This is a genomic window from Saccharibacillus sp. CPCC 101409, assembly GCF_030518235.1.
In the GTDB taxonomy this organism is placed as follows: domain Bacteria; phylum Bacillota; class Bacilli; order Paenibacillales; family Paenibacillaceae; genus Saccharibacillus.
Genome location: NZ_JAULSA010000001.1, coordinates 689,614 through 707,514, shown reverse-complemented (window position 1 = coordinate 707,514; position 17,901 = coordinate 689,614). Strand labels below are relative to the sequence as shown.

Here is a 17,901-nt window from a genome sequence, read left to right as displayed (position 1 = left end):
GTCAACGAAGCTGGCGACGAGGCGCCGAGGATGTAAATCATCCGCTGTCCGTTTATAAAGAAAGGTCGTGCTTCCCGTTTGGGAAAACACGACCTCTTTCTTTTTACAGCCCGTACTCCTTAAAATCCGGCGCCTGTCCGTCGATCTTCGCTTCCGCCGCGCCTTCTTCCGACAGTGTCAGCTCCAGCCGGCGGCTTTGCAGGCTGCGGTAGCCGACGCCGCGGCCGTCCGCGGCGAACACCGGCGCGCGGCCGCGCATCAGTTCGGCGAAGCTTTCCAGATCGTCCGCGTCGAGGCTTTCCGCTTCTTCCGGTCCGGCCGCTTCGATCACCACGCCGCCGAGTTCTCCCGCGCTGCGCACGTTCAAGCGGTCTTCGGCTTCTTCCGCTTCGTACGGATGGCGCAGGTACACCGCGAGATAGACGCCGCCCGCCAGTCCGAACAGCGCGCGTTCTTCGCGAATCCATTCGCCTTTGGGCAGCACGCCGACGATCGAGGAATCTTCGTTTTCCGGCACCGGATACAGCGCTAGTACGACGCCCCGGTCCGGCAGGATTTCCGCATAACGGCTTTCGTGGCGCGGATCGCCTGCGGCATATCCTTGTCCCGGATGGAAAAAGTACGCCTGGCTTACGCTGTCGCCAAGCTCCGGCGTCAAAGGCAGCGTAACGTCCCAGCGATGCTGCTCGTTGTCGAACTCCTCCGAGCGCTCCCACATGCCGCCGGCCGCGTAGCTGTCGGTCAAATACGCGTAGCTGTGCAGCGTCCGGCCGCCGCCGTTTCCGTCCGGTTTGAGAATCGTTTTCTTCACTTCGGCAGGCACGAAGCGGTCCATCGCCGCGATGCGCGCTTCTTCCGGCGCTTCGTAGTACAGAAAGCCCGCGTATTCGGCGCGGACCAATTCTTTCGGCAGCCGGAAATCGCCGAACTGCAAATAATCGAACGCCACGTTCCGGTCTTTCGGCGAGTCCGACGCCAGCGCGCGGGCGTGCGGGCCGGCCCAGGCGCCGCCGAGATAGTGCAGCGAGCGCTCCCGCCACAGGAAATCCAGTATGGCGTTCAGGTCCTCCGTGACCTCGGCGTCGTCCAGCAGCAGGCGCGCGCAGGTGAACGCCTGCACCCAGTGCCAGAACCACGGCTGCGAGCCGTATTCGTGCATGCCGCGCGCGTTCAGCCGCTCCAGCAGCGCTTTGAGCGAGCGCCGCCCGTCTTCCAGCAGTTCACCGTCGCCGTAGAACGCGCCGAACAGCAGTTTCGCCGCGGTGTACTTGGCTTCGTGATGGCCGTATTCCTTCAGCGGCCGGTCGTAGAACCGGCTGTCGTATACCGCTTTGAGCGCCGCCTCGAACGCGGCCTGCAGCTCCTGCGGCAGCGATTCGCCGCAGCGCTCGAAGAAGTACAGCATAAGGCTGCCCATCAGCTCGACCGGCAGCGGATGCGGCTCCGCCGCCCGCGGGTCTTCGCCGAGACCCAGCGGCCAATGGCCGTAAGTCCCGCTGCCTTCGCGGCGGTCCTGCAGCTCCAGCACGCGGCCCAGCACCGCGGCCGCCGCCGTTTTCGCTTCGTCGCGGTCGAACCGGACCCGGATCTCCGGATCGGAAGCGGCCGCATGCAGATACGAAGCGTAATAAAAGTTGTTTCGAATATCGTCGTGGAACCACAATCCGCTCGGCAGCAGCTCCCGGGCGGCGGCCTGGGCGGCCATTTTTCCGACAATCTGCCGGCTTCTTTTCTCGACGGTCAGCATAGGGATGCGTTCAACTCCTCGATTATCGTATTGCCCGGTCTTCGCCGCGCGCAAATTCGCGGGCGCAGGCTTCCAGCAAACAGCAGAAGGATCGGTTCTGGCCGAGCCTGAAAGACGACAGATCGTATCGGCTCCGCTCCGGCTCGTACGAGACCAGCAGCCGGCGGCCCATACGCCGCAGCGCGTAATCCACAAACGCGCGGGCCGGGCCGCTTTCGATCAGCGTTACATACGCATACAGCGAATGGTCTTCCGGCTCGTCCAGCGGACTGACGCCGGCGCAGGAGAATTCCGTTCGCACGCCGGCCCCGTTAAGCAGCTTGAGCGAGTCCAGCAGTTCGGCGTCGACCTCGACGCCTTCCAGCAGGGCGGTGCGCTTGGGCGCGCGTCCGATCTTCTCGCGCAGCGTCCACCGTTCCAGTTCGGCCCGCCGCCGAATCCATTGTTCGCGGGTCTGGCCGCTCCATATCACTTCTTCAGGCTGTCCGCCCTCCATAGGTTCTTTCATCTCCTTATCCGTGCGGCGGCGCTTTATGCAGGCCGCCGCAAACCGGCGGCCCGCTGCTTGCGGCCCGCCGCTCGTTCCTTGTCTTACGCTTTCTTATTATGCCATATTCCGGCGCCGCGAGAAACGCGGCGCGTTCCCGCTTCGCATGCGGCGGGCGCTGCGCCGCTACGCCTGCCGCCCGCGCTCCGCTTCGTCTTCGATCGCGCGCGTGACTTCGTTCAGCGCCAGATCGCGCAGCCGCTCGGCCTGATGCAGCAGCACGTCCGCGCGGTCGGCGCAGGCTTCGCGCCTGGCGCCGTCCCGGCAGGCCGGCAGATTGATGCGCACGGTCAGATAAGCCGACCGGGCCGCCGCTTCGAACATCACGACCCCGATGCCGAGGTCGGACAGGACGTGAGGCCGGGTCGCGCCGGCGATTCCGCGCGCGCTTTCCAGGCCCCGGATACAGACCTCCATCAGCGACAGCGGCACCTCGATGGTGCGAAGCGACGCTTCGGCCAGCGCTTCGTTTTCTTTTTCCCCGCCCGCGGCTTCGCTCGCTTCCAGATAAGCGGCGAAACTGCGCATGTCTTCGTTCAGCAGCTCCTCGCAGCGCTCGGCGATTTCTTTCATGCCGCGCTCCGCTTTGTCGATCTCTTCCCGCTGCTCGGGAGTACGGTCCCTGTGCGAGAGACTTGCGGCCATCGACGTCATGGCGGAGCCGAGCGCCGCGGCCAGCGCGGACGTGCTGCCGCCCCCGGGCGTCGGTTTTGCGCTGCCCGCGCGCTCGACGAATTCGCGGATCGTCGAATCCCATGGCGATTGTTGGTTCATTATCGTCTCCTCCTCCGGCTTAATCCGCATGGTGTATTCTTCCGCTCTTTTATTACCCTTAACTCCTATAGACGCACGAACGGCGTCTTTCGATTCGCATGTAAGGTACATTTACATCTCGGAAAATTTTCGCTTGTAAAGCAAGTAATCTTGGAATAGAATATCGAATATTCCGCTGTTCAATTTTTCCAGCCTTTGTACTTAACCCGATGTCTATTATCGCGCTCGACGAAAGGAGTCCGCCGATTCTGCTCAAATCCATGTTCCGGTCTTTTTTGATCGCTTTGTCCGTGTTTGTCGTTGTGGCGCTTGTCGTCTTGATTCCGCGCGACTTCACCGTATCGGTTACGCCGCAATACTGGATCGTGCCGGACGGAAGTTTGAACTGGCAGGCTTATGGCGAGAATATCCGCGGCTATGTGCACAGCGCGATCGAGCATCGCACGCTGGGCGTTACCCGCTACGGCGAACCGGCCGAGCCCGTCGTGTGGGCGGCGTTCAAGATCAGCCTGCCCGTTATTTTGGGCGCGCTGCTGGCCGGGTTCGTACTCGGCATTCCCAAAGGCATGCTGGATTACGCCCTGTCGCGCACCCGATTCGCTCTGCTGGGCGGCGGAACGACCTGGCTGATGCAGGCGCTGCCGGACTTTTTCCTGCTGCTGCTCGCCCGCTGGTACGTGATCCACTATCAGGGCAGCCATATCCGGTTCTTCGCGCAGACCGGCTGGGAATCGTTTGTGATTCCGACCGTGCTGGCGTCGATCTATCCGATCTTCTACGTGGCGCGCGTCACCTCGTCTTCGATCGCCGGCCAGGAAGGGCTGATGTACGTCAAGACCGCCCGCGCCAAAGGAATGCCGGAGTCGATCGTGTTCGGCCGGCATATTATGAGCAACAGCCTCGCCCGCGTATTTACGCATATTATGCCGCTCGGCGTGTATATCCTGTCCAGCCTGCTGCTGATCGAGTACCTGCGCAACGTTCCCGGAGCTTCGTACCGCGCGTTTCAGGCGATCGACTATAACAAAGTGACGGCTTCCGGCGGAAACGTCGAACCCGGCGTGCTGATCGGAACGGCTTTCTGCTTCATGCTGCTTGTCCTGGTCTTCCAGGCCGTCGGCTATCTCGCCCGCCGGCGCGTGTCGGCCCGATAACGATGTTGCGGTCAGTTGTTTATTAATGTAGAGGAGGAGCCGGTTTGTGAAAAAGAATATCCTGCTGTGGACCGGCGCCGCCCTGCTGGCGTTTCTGCTGCTTGCCGCTGCGGCCGGTCCGTATCTGCCTTTTATCGACCGCAATCTCGAAGAAGTCCGCTTCCGGATGGAAAACGGGCATCTGATCAAAGCGCCTTACGAGATCTCCTGGCGCAGTCCGCTCGGATCGAGCAAGTTCGGCGTGGACAATCTCAGCCGCATCGTAGTCGGCGCGCGGGAAACGCTGGCGATCGTATTCGGCGTCTCGCTGCTGCGGTATGCGCTGGGCGTTCCGCTGGGACTGCTGGCCGGGCGCCGCAAAGGCTTCTCGCATCTGCTGCTTGTCTGGCTGAACCGGCTGTTCTCGTCCATGCCCGCGCTGCTGATGACCGTGCTGCTCGCCGCCGTTCCCTTTTTCCTGTTCTCGCCGGGGCGTCTGTACTGGATGATCGGCATTATGGCGCTGGTGGAAACGGGCCGCGTCGGCTATATCGTCCAGCAGCACACGGCGGCGCTGTCGCAGGAGTCTTACATGGAAGCGGGCCGCGCTCTGGGTCTTCGACGGCTGCGCATGTTCAAAGCCTACTACATACCGGCGCTGCTGCCGGATCTGATCGTCAACTTCTGTCTCGATCTGGGCAAAGTACTGATTCTGATCGGGCAGCTCGGCGTACTGACCGTTTACCTGAACCCGGGTTCCGCGGAAGCCGGGCTGAACAACGAGTTCGAGTTCGTCAATACGGCGCACGATTGGGGCTCCATGATCTCCGATCAAATCCCCGACCTGAACGTAGGCCGGTTCGGCTCGATTCTTGTCCCCGTGTTCGCGATCGTGTATGCCGTGCTGGCGTTCAACTTTCTCGGCGAAGGGCTGCGCAGGCATTTTAACGGCATCGGCCGCGTCAAATGATCCAAGGAGGTCCTCCCGTGTTCAAATCGCTGCTCAAATCGCTGGCGATCAGCCTGTCGGTTCTTATCGTCATCTGCCTGATCGTGCTGATCCCGAGGCAGCCGGCGGGCGTCGTGCCCGGAAGCGGGCTGATTCCGGCCGGCTGGTTCGACTGGCCCGCCTACCGCGCCGGCGTGTCCGCTTTCGCGCATTCGCTGCTGGGAGACGGCCCGCCGTTTCGCACCCGTTACGACGAGCCGCTGCTGCCGGTCATCTGGGCCGCGCTGCGCAAAAGCCTGCTCGTCCTGTTCGCCGCGCTGCTCGCGGGATTCCTGCTCGGCACGCTCAAAGGCATTTTCGATTATAAAATGTCGCGCGGCCGCCTGAATTTTCTGGGCGGCGGAAGCACCTGGCTGATCCAGTCGGCGCCCGATTTCCTCGTGCTGCTGCTCGCCCAGTGGTTCATTATCCATCACGCCAACCATATCCGCTTCTACGCGCACGAAGGCATTTACGCGTTTATCGTGCCTTTTATTCTGGCGTCGATCTACCCGGTCTTCTATGTCGCCCGCATCACCGCCGCTTCGATCGCGACCGAAGACGGACGGATGTATATCCGGACGGCGCAGGCCAAAGGCATGCCGAACCGGATCGTGTTCTACCGGCATATCCTGAGCAACAGCATGCCGCGCGTTCTGACGCACTTTGCGCCGCTCGGCGTCTATATCCTGTCCAGTCTGCTGCTGATCGAATACCTGCGTAATTTCGTCGGCGCGCCGCTGCGCATGTTCCAGGCGTTCGATTATCAGAAGATGATGGGCACGGGCGACAATTACGAGCCGGCCCTGATTATCGGCCTGGCCGTCTGCTTTATGGTTCTGGTGCATATATTCGAGCTGATCGGATACCTGGCCAAGAAACGCTATGCGTCGCGCTGACAACCCGCATCAAGCGTATTTCCCGAAAACCCGGAGGTTGAGCCCGTGAGAAAAAATCCGATTCTCCGGATCGGAGCCGGCATGTTCGCCGTGCTGCTGATCCTTGTATTTGCCGGGCCTTACCTGCCGTTTATCGATCGTCACCTGACGGCCGTTTCGCACCGCTGGAGCGCCGACAAACACCTGATTCTGCCTCCTTACGACTACAGTTCGCAGAACCTGCTCGGCTCCAACAAACAGGGCGTCGACAACCTCAGCCGCGTCGTGGTCGGCGCCAGGCCGACGCTCGGCATCGTACTGTGTGTTTCCGCGCTGCGCTATGCGATCGGCATCCCGCTCGGGCTGATGGCGCGCGCCCGGCGCGGCCCCGTCCATACGCTGCTGACCGGGATGAACCGCCTGTTTGCGTATATGCCGCCGCTCCTGATGATCGCCATGCTGGCCGGCCTTCCGCTCGTCGTATACTCGTCCAGCCGATTATTCTGGATGATCCTGTTTATGACGCTCGTCGAGATCGGGCGCGTCGGCTATATCGTCCAGCGTCAGACCGCGGCGATCGCCGCCGAATCCTATGTGGAAGCGGGCAATGCGCTCGGCTTGAAGCCGTGGCGGCTGTTTCGCGCTTACTACCTGCCCGCCCTGCTGCCGGAACTTGCGGTCAACTTCTGTCTCGATCTCGGCAAAGTCATGATGCTGCTCGGACAGCTCGGCCTGCTCGGGATCTATCTCAACGTCTCCCCGGAACAGCTGGGTACCGTCGGCCAATTCGGACGCGGGTATACCGGCAGCGACTGGGGCGCGATGATCTCCGACCATCTGTACGACCTGTTCGTCAGCAAATTCCGCTATGTGCTGATCCCGTCGTTCGCCATCCTCTACGTCGTGCTGACCTTCAATGTGCTGGGCGAAGGGCTGAGACGCAAATTCAACGCGGTGGGCCGAGCGGGATCATAAGCGCCGGCGGCGCAGCTGCGTAAACAGCACCGCGCCCAGCACAAGAGCTATGGCGGCCCACCGGTAAACTTCGAACTTGCGATGCAGCAGCAGGACTTCCAGCAGCGCGATCTCGACCAGCATCAGATTGTTGATCAAACTGCTGTCGGCGGCCGACAGGAACTTCTGGCTCCATGTCCACAGGATAAAAGCGCCCGCGCCGTTAACGACGCCCAGCCAGACTATAATCGTCAGCAGCGCCGGTCCGAGCTTGGGCAGATCTTCCAGCGACAGGCCGACCGCCAGCAGCGCGCAGCCTCCGATCGCCATCGGAATCAGCGTCAGCGGCAGCGGAGACAGCCGCCGGCGGCCGAGCAGGCTGCGGTTCAACGACAAATGAATCGCATAACCGGCGGACGACAGCAGCACCAGCCCTATGCCGAAGCCGTCTTCCGCGCTCAATCTCCACGGAAAGTAAAACAGGGCGATTCCCGCAATCATCGCAAGCGAGCCGAGCCGCGTTGCGTGGTCGCCCGCTTCTTTTGCGCCCAGTCTGTCGATTCCCAGCACAAGCAGCGTATTGGCGGCGCTCAGCAGCAGCGACACCTGCGTCGGAGCAAGCAGCTTCTGCCCCGCGTACTGAAGCCCCTGGGCAGCCGCGTATCCGGTCAGGCCGAGCAGTATCCAGAGATAAACAGGGATTCGTCCGGACCTGCCGGCTTCCTCCCGCTGCCAGGCGACGCCGCTTCTTTTCCCGGCTGCGCCGGTTCGGCCCGGAAGCAGGCATACGGACAGTGCGGCTGCGCCGATCAGAAACCGCAGACCCGCTAAAGTAAAAGGCCCGATCCCCTGTTCAAAAGCAGCTTTATTGAGAAAATAAGAAGACGACCACATCAAGGTGACCAGAACGGCTGCCGATACGGCAGTCGACCGCTTTATCATGACGTTCATTCCTTTCTCTGTCTCCTTTTTTTCGCCGCGGACCCGTCATGCGGAATCCGTATTTTTATTTTTAGCGAAAGAAGGGTGAAGAAAAAGCGAAGAACATTTCCAATTGTTTTTCATCCTTTTTGGGAAAGGAGTGAAGTCTATGTAGCCGGAGGAACATTATATTCGCCTGTACCGCGCTCTGCCGCCCGAACATCGCGGCGGCGGCTTCCCTGTTGCGCTCGAAGCGGTTGCCGACCTGTTGTGCTGCACCACCCGCAACGCCGTTTTTTTGCTGCGCAAATGGGAAGCGAACGGATGGATCTCCTGGAAGCCGGGCAGCGGCAGAAATCATCGTTCGACGCTCCGTCTGCTGGCGCCGCCGGAGAACGTACTGTTCGAACAAGCGCAAAAGCTGTTCGGCGAACAAAAAGCCGATCGGGCTTTTGCTCTGCTTGCGGACGACCGCGCGGCGGAAGCTCTGTTCGCTTCCTGGCTGTCGCAGCGAATGGGCTACCGCGTTCAACCCGCGGAGCACGGGCAGACGCAGCGCGAATCGCTGCATTTCCCTTTTTACCGGTCGCTTCAAACCGTCGATCCGGCTTTCGCCGTGCGGCAAACCGAATACCACTTCATCCGCCAGCTGTTCGATACGCTGCTGCTGCCCGGAACAGCCGGAGAAGCGCGGCCGCATCTTTGCCATGCCTGGGAGAAGAACGATTCGCATACCCGCTGGACGTTCTATCTGCGCAAAGGCGTACGCTTCCACGACAGCCGGTCGTTTACTTCGGAAGATGCCGTTCGAACATTGAAGCGGCTGGTCGATCCACGCTTGGGATCGCCGCATCGTCATCTGTACCGGAATCTGGGCGCGATCGAGCCGGACGGGCCTTACCGTTTGTCGATCGAAACGCACGGACCGGAACCGCTGCTGGCGGAGATTCTGGCGATGCCTTCTTCGTCTATCGTTTCCGCCGTATCCAAAGATTCGGCTGCTCCGGCCGGCACGGGTCCGTACCGCTTGATTCGCAGCGATCGGAACGGCGCGGTTTTGGAAGCATTCGACTCTTATTTTCTCGGACGCCCGCATCTGGACGAGGTCGCGATGTGGGTTCTGCCGGAGCCGGCAAACAGCGGGGAAAGCGCAGAGCCGCGAATCCGCTTCGTCCCTTTTGCTTCGGACGCGGCGGACACGGCGGCTGCGCCTGCCGAGCCGGCGGATCGGGAACCCGAGCGTATTCGGGTACGGGAGCGGCTGGAGCTCAAATATCTTGTTTTCAATATGCGCGGAGCCGGCCCGCAGCGCAGCCGATCTTTTCGATCCGCGGTCGCGCGAACAATCGCGTCCGCGGACATCGCGGGCGAACTGGGCGCCAATCGCGCCGCGGCCGAAGAATGGCGGACGAGCCGGGAAAACGGAGCCGGCTCAAACTCTGCCGCTTTCCGGCTTCCGGAAGCCGCCGGCGCGGCCGAAGACGGTTGTTCGACAGGCGAAACGCCGCTTCGCCTCCGCTCTTACGAGATGCCGCTGCATCTCGAAGACATGCGCTGGATCGCCGGGCGGCTCGGCCAAGACGGAATCGGCTGCGCGCCCGCCGCGCTTGCGTTCGAGCGTTGGACGGAATTCGCGGAACCGGCCGATCTTCTGCTCGGCAGCCTGGTCCTGCATCCTTCTTCCGAACTGTCCGAACTGGCTTTGTTCGCGGAGTCGTCGAGCGCTCTGCGCGCTTGCTTAACCGACGGTCAGCGCGATGCGGTCGACGCCGAAATTGCCGGGCTGCGAAGCGATCCGGAGCCGGCGGCCAGACGCGGCCGTCTGGACCGCATCCTGGCGGAACTGCGCGAGCGGTTTCTATGGATTCCGCTGTATACGACGTTTCAGCGGACGGGCTACGACGCGCGGCTGGAGAATATGCGGCTCGATCCTTACGCTTTTCCGGAATACCGCGACTTATGGATGCGCAAATAAAAAAGACACAGCCCGCAAAGCGTGCTGTGTCTGTCCAGTGCCTGGTGTCTAGTTCAAATAAGTCCGCGCCACATAATCGCCCACCCACTGCGCGCCTTCGGGATTCACATGGTTCGTATCGCGAAACTCCCTTTCAAAGTCCAGCGAGTCGTTCGGAATACGGGCGTACTCCGCTTCGTACCGCTTCGCAAGACGCCCCATCAAGTCCTGGAACTCCCGCTCGTCGGCGGCGTAGCCGGAGCCGACCGCCTGCTCGAAATAATCCGAGCGCGGCAGCTGCACCATCACGATGCGGACGCCGCGTTTATGCAGCTTGCGCAGCATCTGCTCGAACGCTTTCGTGCGCACCCCGTCCGGTTCGTAATCCGCGAACCAGCGCTCCGCGGTCGCTTCGGCGTACCTTTTCGTTTTGCCTTTCGGCGGGTAGGTCGGGTCGGCCGGCAGGCCGTGCTCGTCTTTGTACACACGCACCCGGTCGTACAGATCGCCGGTCCCGTATTTGTCGACCATTTTTCTCCATTCGCCGCGCAGATCGTACGACTTCAGCGTCCATCCCATCAGCAGTTCGCCGTAATTGTGCGCGTTCATCGCCTGGAAACGTTCCTGCAAATTTGCGTAATACCGGAACTTGCTGTCGGTGCCGGCGTCGTCGTTGTTGAACTGATGCTCCTGCACCGCCACGATCGCCGTTTGCAGGTTCGGCAGCCGGTCTTCCACGGAAGCGTACATATGCGCCATATCGAACGCGCTGCCGCCGCTGAGCGAGAAGTTGAAGAAAGCGTCGGCCGGTTCGCCGGAAGCTTTCGCCAAGAGAGTCGGACGCAAACCGTCGCGGCTCATCGAATCCCCGAGAATAATCGTATGGATCTTCGCTTCGTCCTCCGCGTCGAACGTGGCTTCCACCTCGCCGATCTGCCCGACAAAACCGGGCGCGTGCGCGTAGAAAGCAGCGCTGCGGAACACGAATATCTCCAGTCCCGTCACCAGCAGCGCGAATACCAGCAGGCCGAGTCCGATCCGCCGCAGCGGTCCACGCCTGCGCGAACGCGCCTGCCGGCTTCCGTCCGCCCTGTTTACGAACCCGTCCGGACTGTCCGAACCGCCCGCTTCCTTTTCAGGACCGACGCTAGAATTGGAAGTAGATGAAGTCATAAGCGTCGCCCTCCATATAATAAAATAAAACGAGCAGCAAAGCCGCGTAAAGCAGCCCCCGCACCGGGAAAGGAACGACATGCCACCAGCGCGCGGCCTCGGCCTGGCGACGGCGCAGCACGTATTCGAACAAGTGCAGGGCATACAGGGCGACGATCAGCGCCATGCCCGAATCGGTAAACAGCGCGATCCAATTCACCTGCGCCATCTGCGTCGTCATGTGCCAGGCTTCGCCGAACGACTGCGCCCGGAAGAAGACCCAGGTCCATATCACGATATGAAAAAAGACGGAGACGGCGGCGATCCGGTAAGCTTTGGACTGTCGCAGCCGCTTGATCCGGGGCCAGCGGTCCAGTCCGCGCATAATCCGGTGAATCGCCTGCAGCAGGCCGTGCAGCGCCCCCCAGATCACGAACGTCCACATCGCGCCGTGCCACAGGCCGGACAGCATCATCGCGGCGAACAGATTGAACTGCGTGCGGGCCGGAGAGCGGCGGCTGCCGCCGAGACCGATATAAATATAATCGCGAATCCAGCGCGAGAGCGAGATATGCCACCTTTTCCAGAACTCGCTCGGGCTTCCGCTGATATACGGCAGGTTGAAATTCTGCACCAGCTTGATGCCCAGGATATAGCCGATGCCGAGCGCCATGTCGCTGTAGGCCGAGAAGTCGAAGTAAATCTGGAACCCGAACGTATACGCCGCCATCCAGCTTTCCACGGGCGTCAGCTCGTAAGCGCGGGCGAACAGCGGATTGGCGATGCCCGCGAGCGGATCGGCGAAGATCACTTTTTTGACCAGGCCGACTCCGAACAAGTAAATCCCGAATTTGATCTCGTCCCACTTGATGCGCTTCTTCTCGATCTCGTCCAGCTGCGGAATCAGTTCGTTGCCGCGCATGATCGGACCGGCGACCAGCTGCGGGAACAGCGCCACGTAGATCCAGAATTTGATAAAAGAAGGCGTGGGGACCGTTGTGCCGCGCCGTACGTCCACCAGGTAGGAGATCAGGTGAAACGTATAGAAAGAAATGCCCACCGGCAAAAAGATATGCTCGGCCGCCCATCCCTGCAAAGCCGTATGTACGGAAAAAACGCCGCTGATGCTGGAAAGCAGGAACAGCGAATATTTGAACACGCACAGATTTACGATACAAAATACGAGCGCCGCCTGGTACACCCAGCCGAAACCCGGTCTTCGCATCAGGTGCACGCAGCCGAATACGATCAGCGTAACGGCGAGAAACAGCGCCAGCATGCCCAGACCCGAAGCCGCGTAGAAGATCACGTTGGCGACGGCCAGCAGCGCGTTGCGTTTGGAGCGCCACAAGAAATAAGGAAGCAGCAGCAGTAAAAAAAACACAAAAAAATTGGGAGAATGAAAAACCACAGTATGTGCCTCCGTCGGTAAGATGACTGTCTCTTGGTAAACGCGGGCCGATCCGCAAAAGTTGGGAAGCCGCAAGAGTTTATTATACCGCCGATTTCTCTTCAAGGCGACTGCCGGTTCACTTCCCAAGTAGGGACAGAAACGTCCGCTTCCAAACTTGACGAATCGTGTTATGATGGACAGGAACGTCATCGGCAGTTTTAATTTCTATGACCTGGGAGTGGATTTATTCATGATTCGATTCGGAATGATCGGCACGAATTTTATTACGGAACGTTTTATCGACGCCGCGCGGCAAACGGAAGGCCTGGAGCTGGCCGCCGTCTACTCGCGCACCGAAAGCCGCGCGCGCGAATTCGCGGGCAGGTACGGGATCGGGCTCACATTTACGGATCTGGATGAAATGGCCGCTTCGGACCGGATCGACGCCGTGTACATCGCCAGTCCCAACTCCCTGCACGCGCAGCAGGCCGTCCTGTTTCTGAGCAAAGGCATCCACGTGCTGTGCGAGAAGCCGCTGGCTTCCAACACCGGCGAAATCCAGGAGATGTTCGCGGCCGCCGAAGCGGGCGGCGCCGTGCTGATGGAAGCGGTCAAAACGACGCTGCTTCCTTCCTTCTCCCTGCTGCGTGAGAATCTGCACAAGATCGGGCCGATCCGCCGTTACTTCGCCAATTACGGCCAGTATTCGTCCCGTTACGACGCCTATAAGGAAGGCACGGTGCTCAACGCGTTCCGGCCCGAGTTTTCCAACGGCGCGCTGATGGATCTCGGTTTGTACTGCATTTATCCGCTGGTGCTGCTGTTCGGCAGACCGGAAGAAGTCAAAGCGTCGGCCTATATGCTGGAATCCGGCGTGGACGGCGAAGGCAGCCTGATCGCCCGCTACGCGGAAATGGACGCCGTCGTCACTTTTTCCAAGATCACCGATTCGCATGTGCCTTCGGAAATCCAGGGCGAGCTCGGCAGCATCCTGATCGACAAGATCAGCGAGCCGCGCAGCGTGCAGATCCGCTACCGGGACGGCAGCACGGAAGATTTGAGCGAACCCGCCGGCAAGCCGGTCATGAGCTACGAAATCCAGGAATTCGTCGACGTCGTGCGCTCGGGCCGGACCGAATCGTCGGTCAATTCCCGCGATTGTTCGCTCGCCGCCGCCGAAGTCATGGAAGAAGCGCGGCGCCAGTTCGGGCTGGCCTTTCCCGCCGATCAAAAATACTCAAAAATTTGACTAATTTCCTCGGTCGTCGAAGCACCCGTTCGTTGTATGATAAGGATGCGGTTTTCGCCTGTTTGCACGACCGGAATCCACGGCGGCGGGGAAAACCCATTTTGACGGGACGGTGAATCTCAACCATGCGGAAACATACGGGAAAAACGATGAAATTGGCTTTGTCGGCGATTCTGCTCGGCGCGGCGCTGAGCGGCTGCGGCAAAGACGACAGCAAACCGGCGGCGGAAACGGCGCAGCAAAACGATCCGGTATCGGCGACGTTTTACGTGTACGATACGGTCGCCACGATCAAGATCTACGACGAGAAAGCAACAGAGAAAAATATCGACGAAATCCGCGATCTGCTGGGCAAGATCGACCGGGAACTCAGCCGGACGAACGAAGACAGCGATCTGTATAAAGTCAACGCGGCTTCGGGCAAAGAAGCGGTCAAAGTATCGCAGGGCACGTTCGACGTGGTCAAGCTTGCGCTGGATTACGCGAAAGAAACGAACGGACTGCTCGATCCTTCGATCGGACCGCTGATCAATCTGTGGGACATCGGGCACGAAGGCGCCAAAGTTCCCGACAAGGCCAAGCTCGAAGCGGCGCGCAAGCTGACCGATTACCGCAAAGTCGCGCTCGACGAAGCCAATCTTACGATCAAGCTCGAAGAACCGGGCATGGTGCTCGATCTGGGCTCGATCGGCAAAGGCTACGCGGCGGACCAGGTGTCGGCCTATATGCGCGAGCACGATCTGAGCAGCGCCCTGATCAACCTCGGCGGCAGCAGCATTATCGCCGTCGGCAGCAAGCCGGGCGGCAAAGACTGGAACGTCGGTCTGCAGGACCCGGACCAGAGCCGCGGCAGCCAGCTCGGCACGATCAAGATCAACGATGAGACCATCGATTCCTCGGGCGTATACGAACGCTTCTTTATGCAAGACGGCGTGCGCTATCATCATATTCTCGATCCGCGCACCGGTTATCCGACCCAGAACGGCGTGATGAGCATCACGATCGTCAGCGACAACGCGACCGACGCCGACGCGCTGTCCACGGCGGCGTTCGTGATGGGGCTGGAAGACGGCATGGCTTATATCGAGAAAAAGAAAGGCGTCGAAGCGTTCTTCGTGATGGACGACAACAAGATCTATGCGACCAGCGGCCTCAAAGACCGGATCAACCTGAGTTCGTCCGTGTACAAATTGGCGGACTGATAAGACTTTGCGCCGCGGGACCGATTCAAGTCGGAGCGAGGCGACGAATCCAACAAAGGCCCGGAATCTCTTCGAAGAGATTCCGGGCCTTTGTTATGCGCATTCCGATCCGCTCACTCCGATACGCGCACTTCCTTTTCGGTGCGTTCCCCGTCGGCGCCGCGTTCCGTCACCAGTTCGTTCAAACCGACGATCAGCGATTCCAGTCTGCCGAAGCCGCCGATTCCCGGACCCGGTGCAGCAAATACTCCACGCGCTCGCCCGAAGCTTCCGCGGATACAGCAGCAGAACGGCACAAAACAGCAGCATCGTGGGTATTTCAAGCGAATTGAGACCCGCCGACACTCCGATCAAAGACATTATCGCGGTGATGACCCACGGAATCACGCGAACGCCTTTTCGTTTACGGTTAAAAGCCCAGACGGTCGCGCAAAACAGCGCCACAAACACATTCGACGCCCAGATCCCGGGTTCGAAAATCATAATCCCCAGCGCCACCACCAGTACCGCCGCCAAAATGCGGATTTCCCCAAAACTTAAATGCCTGGTAAGTGTTTTCTCAAAAAAAGACCGGCTGCGTAAGCAGCCGGGCCTTCGCTTGCTTCCGCGCCGTCCGATCAAGGCGCACAAGCGCTTGCTATTTCGTTCTCCGATCGCCCGCGGCGGCGACTTTCTCTGTATCCGCCCGCCGCGAATCTGCCACCAATCCGTTCAATTCGATAATCAGCTGCTCCAGTTCGCCGAAGCTGTCCGTCATATGCGTCGTTACGCTGCGCTGCTCTTCCATGCTCGCCAGAATCTGCTGCGAAGCGGCGCTGGACTGTTCCGTGATGCCCGCGACTTCGGACATCTCCTTGACCATGCGTCCGGAGAAAGCGCGCAGCCCGGACGAACTTTCCTGAACCCGCTGCGCCTGTTCCAGTACGCTGTGGGCGCTGCTTCGGACCGCGGCGAAGACCTGCTCCGTCCGGTCGGCCGAAGTCTTGCCTTCTTCGAGCATCCGCATCCCCGCGGCCAGCTGCCCGGCAAGACCGTCGATGCGCTCCCTCAATCCGGACAGAATCTCGCCGATCTGCCCGGCCGCTTCGCCGGAGTGCTTGGCCAGCGCGCCGACTTCGCCCGCCACGACTGCGAAGCCTTTGCCGTGCTCGCCGGCGCGCGCCGCTTCGATCGCCGCGTTCAGCGACAGCAGATTGGTCTGCCGCGAGATCTGGTCGATCTGCGTCAGGATATCGGACATCGAACGGCTTGCTTCCGTAAAGTTCTCCATCTGCCGCGAAGTGCGGGTCATCGTCTTGTCGAGTTCGCCGATCCGGCGGGCCAGCTGCTCCATATGCGAGCCGCCTTCGTCGCCCGCGGCGGCGGTCTCTTCGGACAATCGCTTCATCTCTCCCGCGTATTCCGTCACATTCGCGATATGGCTGTCCGATACCGACAGGGCGTCGGTAATGCGCGTCACGCTGCCCGCCTGGTCTTCGACGCCCCGCGCCACTTCCTGGAACGCCGCGACGACTTCGTTCGTAATCGTGCCCACGTCGCGGACTTCCCGCTTCGTTTGCTCCGAGAACCGGCGCAGCGATTCGGCCGACGCCTGCACGCGCTCAAGCAGATACTCGACCCGCCGACCCGTTTCTTCGCTTTCTTCGCGCCGCTGTTCGCTGCTTCGGTACGTGCGCCGATTCAAAAACGCTACGCTGGTCAGCGCGATGCCCGTCAGCAGGAACATGGCGAACACATCGGCGTACAAATCCGCGGCCGACGTCTCCGCCGCCACGGTCGCGCCGTTCATGATCTGAAGCGGCATATTGATTACCACCAGCCCGAAAGCGGCGGCGAAGTATTTGTAATGCGGATAAATCAGCAGCACGATGCAGAAGATCAATGCGGTCGACGTTTCGATCTTGCCGAAGTTGAAATAAATGCTGAACGCGGCCAGAAGTCCCGTAATGATCCAGGGAATCACCAGCACGCCTTTCTTCCGACGGTTCAGCGCGTCGATCGCTGCACACAGCAGCGCGCCGGCGATATTCGTTACCCATAATGAAGGGTCGAAAAAAGCCTGCACGGTCGCGATGGCGAGCACCGACCACAGAATCCAAACAATCACTTTGTTGCGTTTCCAAATCATTTCCGTTGCGCTGCTCATTTCTTATCCTCCGATTAAAATCAATTTCCGTTATTTCGAGTCCGGCTTTCCAGCAGAATGCGCCGGACCTCCGCAAAGCTATCCGCGGTATAATGCGGTTCGTGCTCCGATTCGCGCTCCGCTCCGCGCGGATTGAACCAGAGCGCCGTCCAGCCGGCGTCCACCGCCCCGACCATATCGTTGCGCCAGGAATCGCCGATATAGAAGCATTCCTCCGGCTTCGTGCCCGTCGCTTCGTTGACATGGCGGAACAGCCGTACGTCCGGCTTGGCGAACTGCACCGCGCCCGAAACGAAGATTCGCTCCGGCGCGATCAGCTTATCCAGGCCAAGCGCTTCCACTTTGCGCCGCTGATGCTCCGTCGGGCCGTTCGTCACGATGCCGACCGTCAGACCCAGGCCGTTCAGCTCCTCGATCAATTCGCGCGCGCCTTCGCGCATCGAAATGGCGTACTGCCGCTCCAGATAAGCCTGCTGCACCCGCTCCGCCGACTCGCCGTCCGGTTCGAACCCGAATTCGGCCAGCGCCAGCCGGAAGCGCTCGCGTCGCCGACAGCAGATCGCTGTAATAGCGGACCCGATGATACAGCGCTTCGTAAGGAAAGTCGTCTCCCGTGCCCAGCACGGCGCGCACTCCCAGTTCCAGCGGCTGCAAATGATCGTACAGCGTATCGTCCAAGTCGAAAAAAACAGCCGATTGCATCCTATTTCCCCCTTTCTATTTGTCGCTTCGCTCCCGCCTGCGTTCAAAGGGAAGGACGGCGTTCGCTTCGGCGAACGCCGTCCTTCCCTTTTCCGTGCGCCATGTCCGCGCAGCTGTGCGCAGCCGCGCCCTTTTGGCCGCCGACGCGCCGTAGGCCGCGC

General features: G+C 60.6%; 15 protein-coding genes and 1 pseudogene. 7 read left to right on the top strand and 9 right to left on the bottom strand.

What is annotated here, in order from left to right:
• Positions 1 to 103: 103 nt before the first annotated feature.
• From QWJ34_RS02985 to QWJ34_RS02975, 3 genes are all read right to left on the bottom strand, one after another.
• Entirely contained in the window at positions 104 to 1,747 is a 1,644-nt protein-coding gene (locus QWJ34_RS02985) for a hypothetical protein (RefSeq protein WP_302725553.1), read from the bottom strand.
• Positions 1,748 to 1,769: 22 nt separating this feature from the next.
• Complete coding sequence (locus QWJ34_RS02980; RefSeq protein WP_302725552.1) at positions 1,770 to 2,243, bottom strand: hypothetical protein; 474 nt, start codon at positions 2,241 to 2,243, stop codon at positions 1,770 to 1,772.
• Positions 2,244 to 2,420: 177 nt separating this feature from the next.
• Positions 2,421 to 3,068: a cyclodeaminase/cyclohydrolase family protein gene (locus QWJ34_RS02975; RefSeq protein ID WP_302725551.1), complete on the bottom strand. Its 648-nt coding sequence runs from the start codon at positions 3,066 to 3,068 to the stop codon at positions 2,421 to 2,423.
• A 209-nt stretch (positions 3,069 to 3,277) separates the two neighbouring features.
• Here QWJ34_RS02975 and QWJ34_RS02970 point away from each other — a divergent pair, with 209 nt between their 5' ends.
• The 4 genes from QWJ34_RS02970 to QWJ34_RS02955 are packed head-to-tail and all read left to right on the top strand — an operon-like array spanning position 3,278 to position 7,042.
• Complete coding sequence (locus QWJ34_RS02970; RefSeq protein ID WP_302725550.1) at positions 3,278 to 4,222, top strand: ABC transporter permease subunit; 945 nt, start codon at positions 3,278 to 3,280, stop codon at positions 4,220 to 4,222.
• Between the two features lie 46 nt (positions 4,223 to 4,268).
• Positions 4,269 to 5,171, top strand: coding sequence for an ABC transporter permease (locus tag QWJ34_RS02965; RefSeq protein WP_302725549.1), 903 nt, complete (start codon positions 4,269 to 4,271; stop codon positions 5,169 to 5,171).
• A 17-nt stretch (positions 5,172 to 5,188) separates the two neighbouring features.
• Positions 5,189 to 6,088 carry an ABC transporter permease subunit gene (locus tag QWJ34_RS02960; protein WP_302725548.1) on the top strand — a complete coding sequence of 300 codons (900 nt, stop codon included), beginning with the start codon at positions 5,189 to 5,191 and terminating at the stop codon, positions 6,086 to 6,088.
• A gap of 45 nt (positions 6,089 to 6,133) precedes the next feature.
• Positions 6,134 to 7,042, top strand: a complete 909-nt coding sequence (locus tag QWJ34_RS02955; protein ID WP_302725547.1) for an ABC transporter permease — start codon at positions 6,134 to 6,136, stop codon at positions 7,040 to 7,042.
• Here QWJ34_RS02955 and QWJ34_RS02950 read toward each other — a convergent pair.
• The gene (locus QWJ34_RS02950; protein ID WP_302725546.1) at positions 7,037 to 7,972 is read right to left on the bottom strand and encodes a DMT family transporter; all 936 of its coding nucleotides are present in this window, start codon (positions 7,970 to 7,972) and stop codon (positions 7,037 to 7,039) included. The genes QWJ34_RS02955 and QWJ34_RS02950 overlap by 6 nt on opposite strands.
• A gap of 160 nt (positions 7,973 to 8,132) precedes the next feature.
• On the opposite strand from QWJ34_RS02950, the gene QWJ34_RS02945 reads away from it, so the two are divergent.
• A complete protein-coding gene (locus QWJ34_RS02945; protein WP_302725838.1) occupies positions 8,133 to 9,917 on the top strand; it encodes an ABC transporter substrate-binding protein in 1,785 nt (594 codons plus the stop codon).
• A gap of 48 nt (positions 9,918 to 9,965) precedes the next feature.
• Here QWJ34_RS02945 and QWJ34_RS02940 read toward each other — a convergent pair whose 3' ends face one another.
• Together QWJ34_RS02940 and QWJ34_RS02935 are read right to left on the bottom strand one after the other, a co-directional pair.
• The gene (locus QWJ34_RS02940) at positions 9,966 to 11,069 is read right to left on the bottom strand and encodes a hypothetical protein (protein WP_302725545.1); all 1,104 of its coding nucleotides are present in this window, start codon (positions 11,067 to 11,069) and stop codon (positions 9,966 to 9,968) included.
• Complete coding sequence (locus QWJ34_RS02935) at positions 11,044 to 12,459, bottom strand: MBOAT family O-acyltransferase (RefSeq protein WP_302725544.1); 1,416 nt, start codon at positions 12,457 to 12,459, stop codon at positions 11,044 to 11,046. The genes QWJ34_RS02940 and QWJ34_RS02935 overlap by 26 nt, the downstream gene beginning before the upstream one ends.
• Before the next feature lie 232 nt (positions 12,460 to 12,691).
• On the opposite strand from QWJ34_RS02935, the gene QWJ34_RS02930 reads away from it, so the two are divergent.
• The gene (locus QWJ34_RS02930; RefSeq protein WP_302725543.1) at positions 12,692 to 13,690 is read left to right on the top strand and encodes a Gfo/Idh/MocA family protein; all 999 of its coding nucleotides are present in this window, start codon (positions 12,692 to 12,694) and stop codon (positions 13,688 to 13,690) included.
• Positions 13,691 to 13,839: 149 nt separating this feature from the next.
• Positions 13,840 to 14,892 (top strand): FAD:protein FMN transferase, encoded by a 1,053-nt coding sequence (locus QWJ34_RS02925; protein WP_302725542.1) that lies wholly within the window; start codon positions 13,840 to 13,842, stop codon positions 14,890 to 14,892.
• A 113-nt stretch (positions 14,893 to 15,005) separates the two neighbouring features.
• On the opposite strand, the gene QWJ34_RS02920 is transcribed toward QWJ34_RS02925, so the two are convergent.
• From QWJ34_RS02920 to QWJ34_RS02910, 3 genes and pseudogenes are all read right to left on the bottom strand, one after another.
• Complete coding sequence (locus tag QWJ34_RS02920; protein WP_302725541.1) at positions 15,006 to 15,215, bottom strand: hypothetical protein; 210 nt, start codon at positions 15,213 to 15,215, stop codon at positions 15,006 to 15,008.
• A gap of 314 nt (positions 15,216 to 15,529) precedes the next feature.
• Complete coding sequence (locus tag QWJ34_RS02915) at positions 15,530 to 17,038, bottom strand: methyl-accepting chemotaxis protein (RefSeq protein ID WP_302725540.1); 1,509 nt, start codon at positions 17,036 to 17,038, stop codon at positions 15,530 to 15,532.
• Positions 17,039 to 17,058: 20 nt separating this feature from the next.
• Positions 17,059 to 17,740 (bottom strand): annotated as a pseudogene (locus QWJ34_RS02910) (HAD family hydrolase).
• Positions 17,741 to 17,901: the final 161 nt, after the last annotated feature.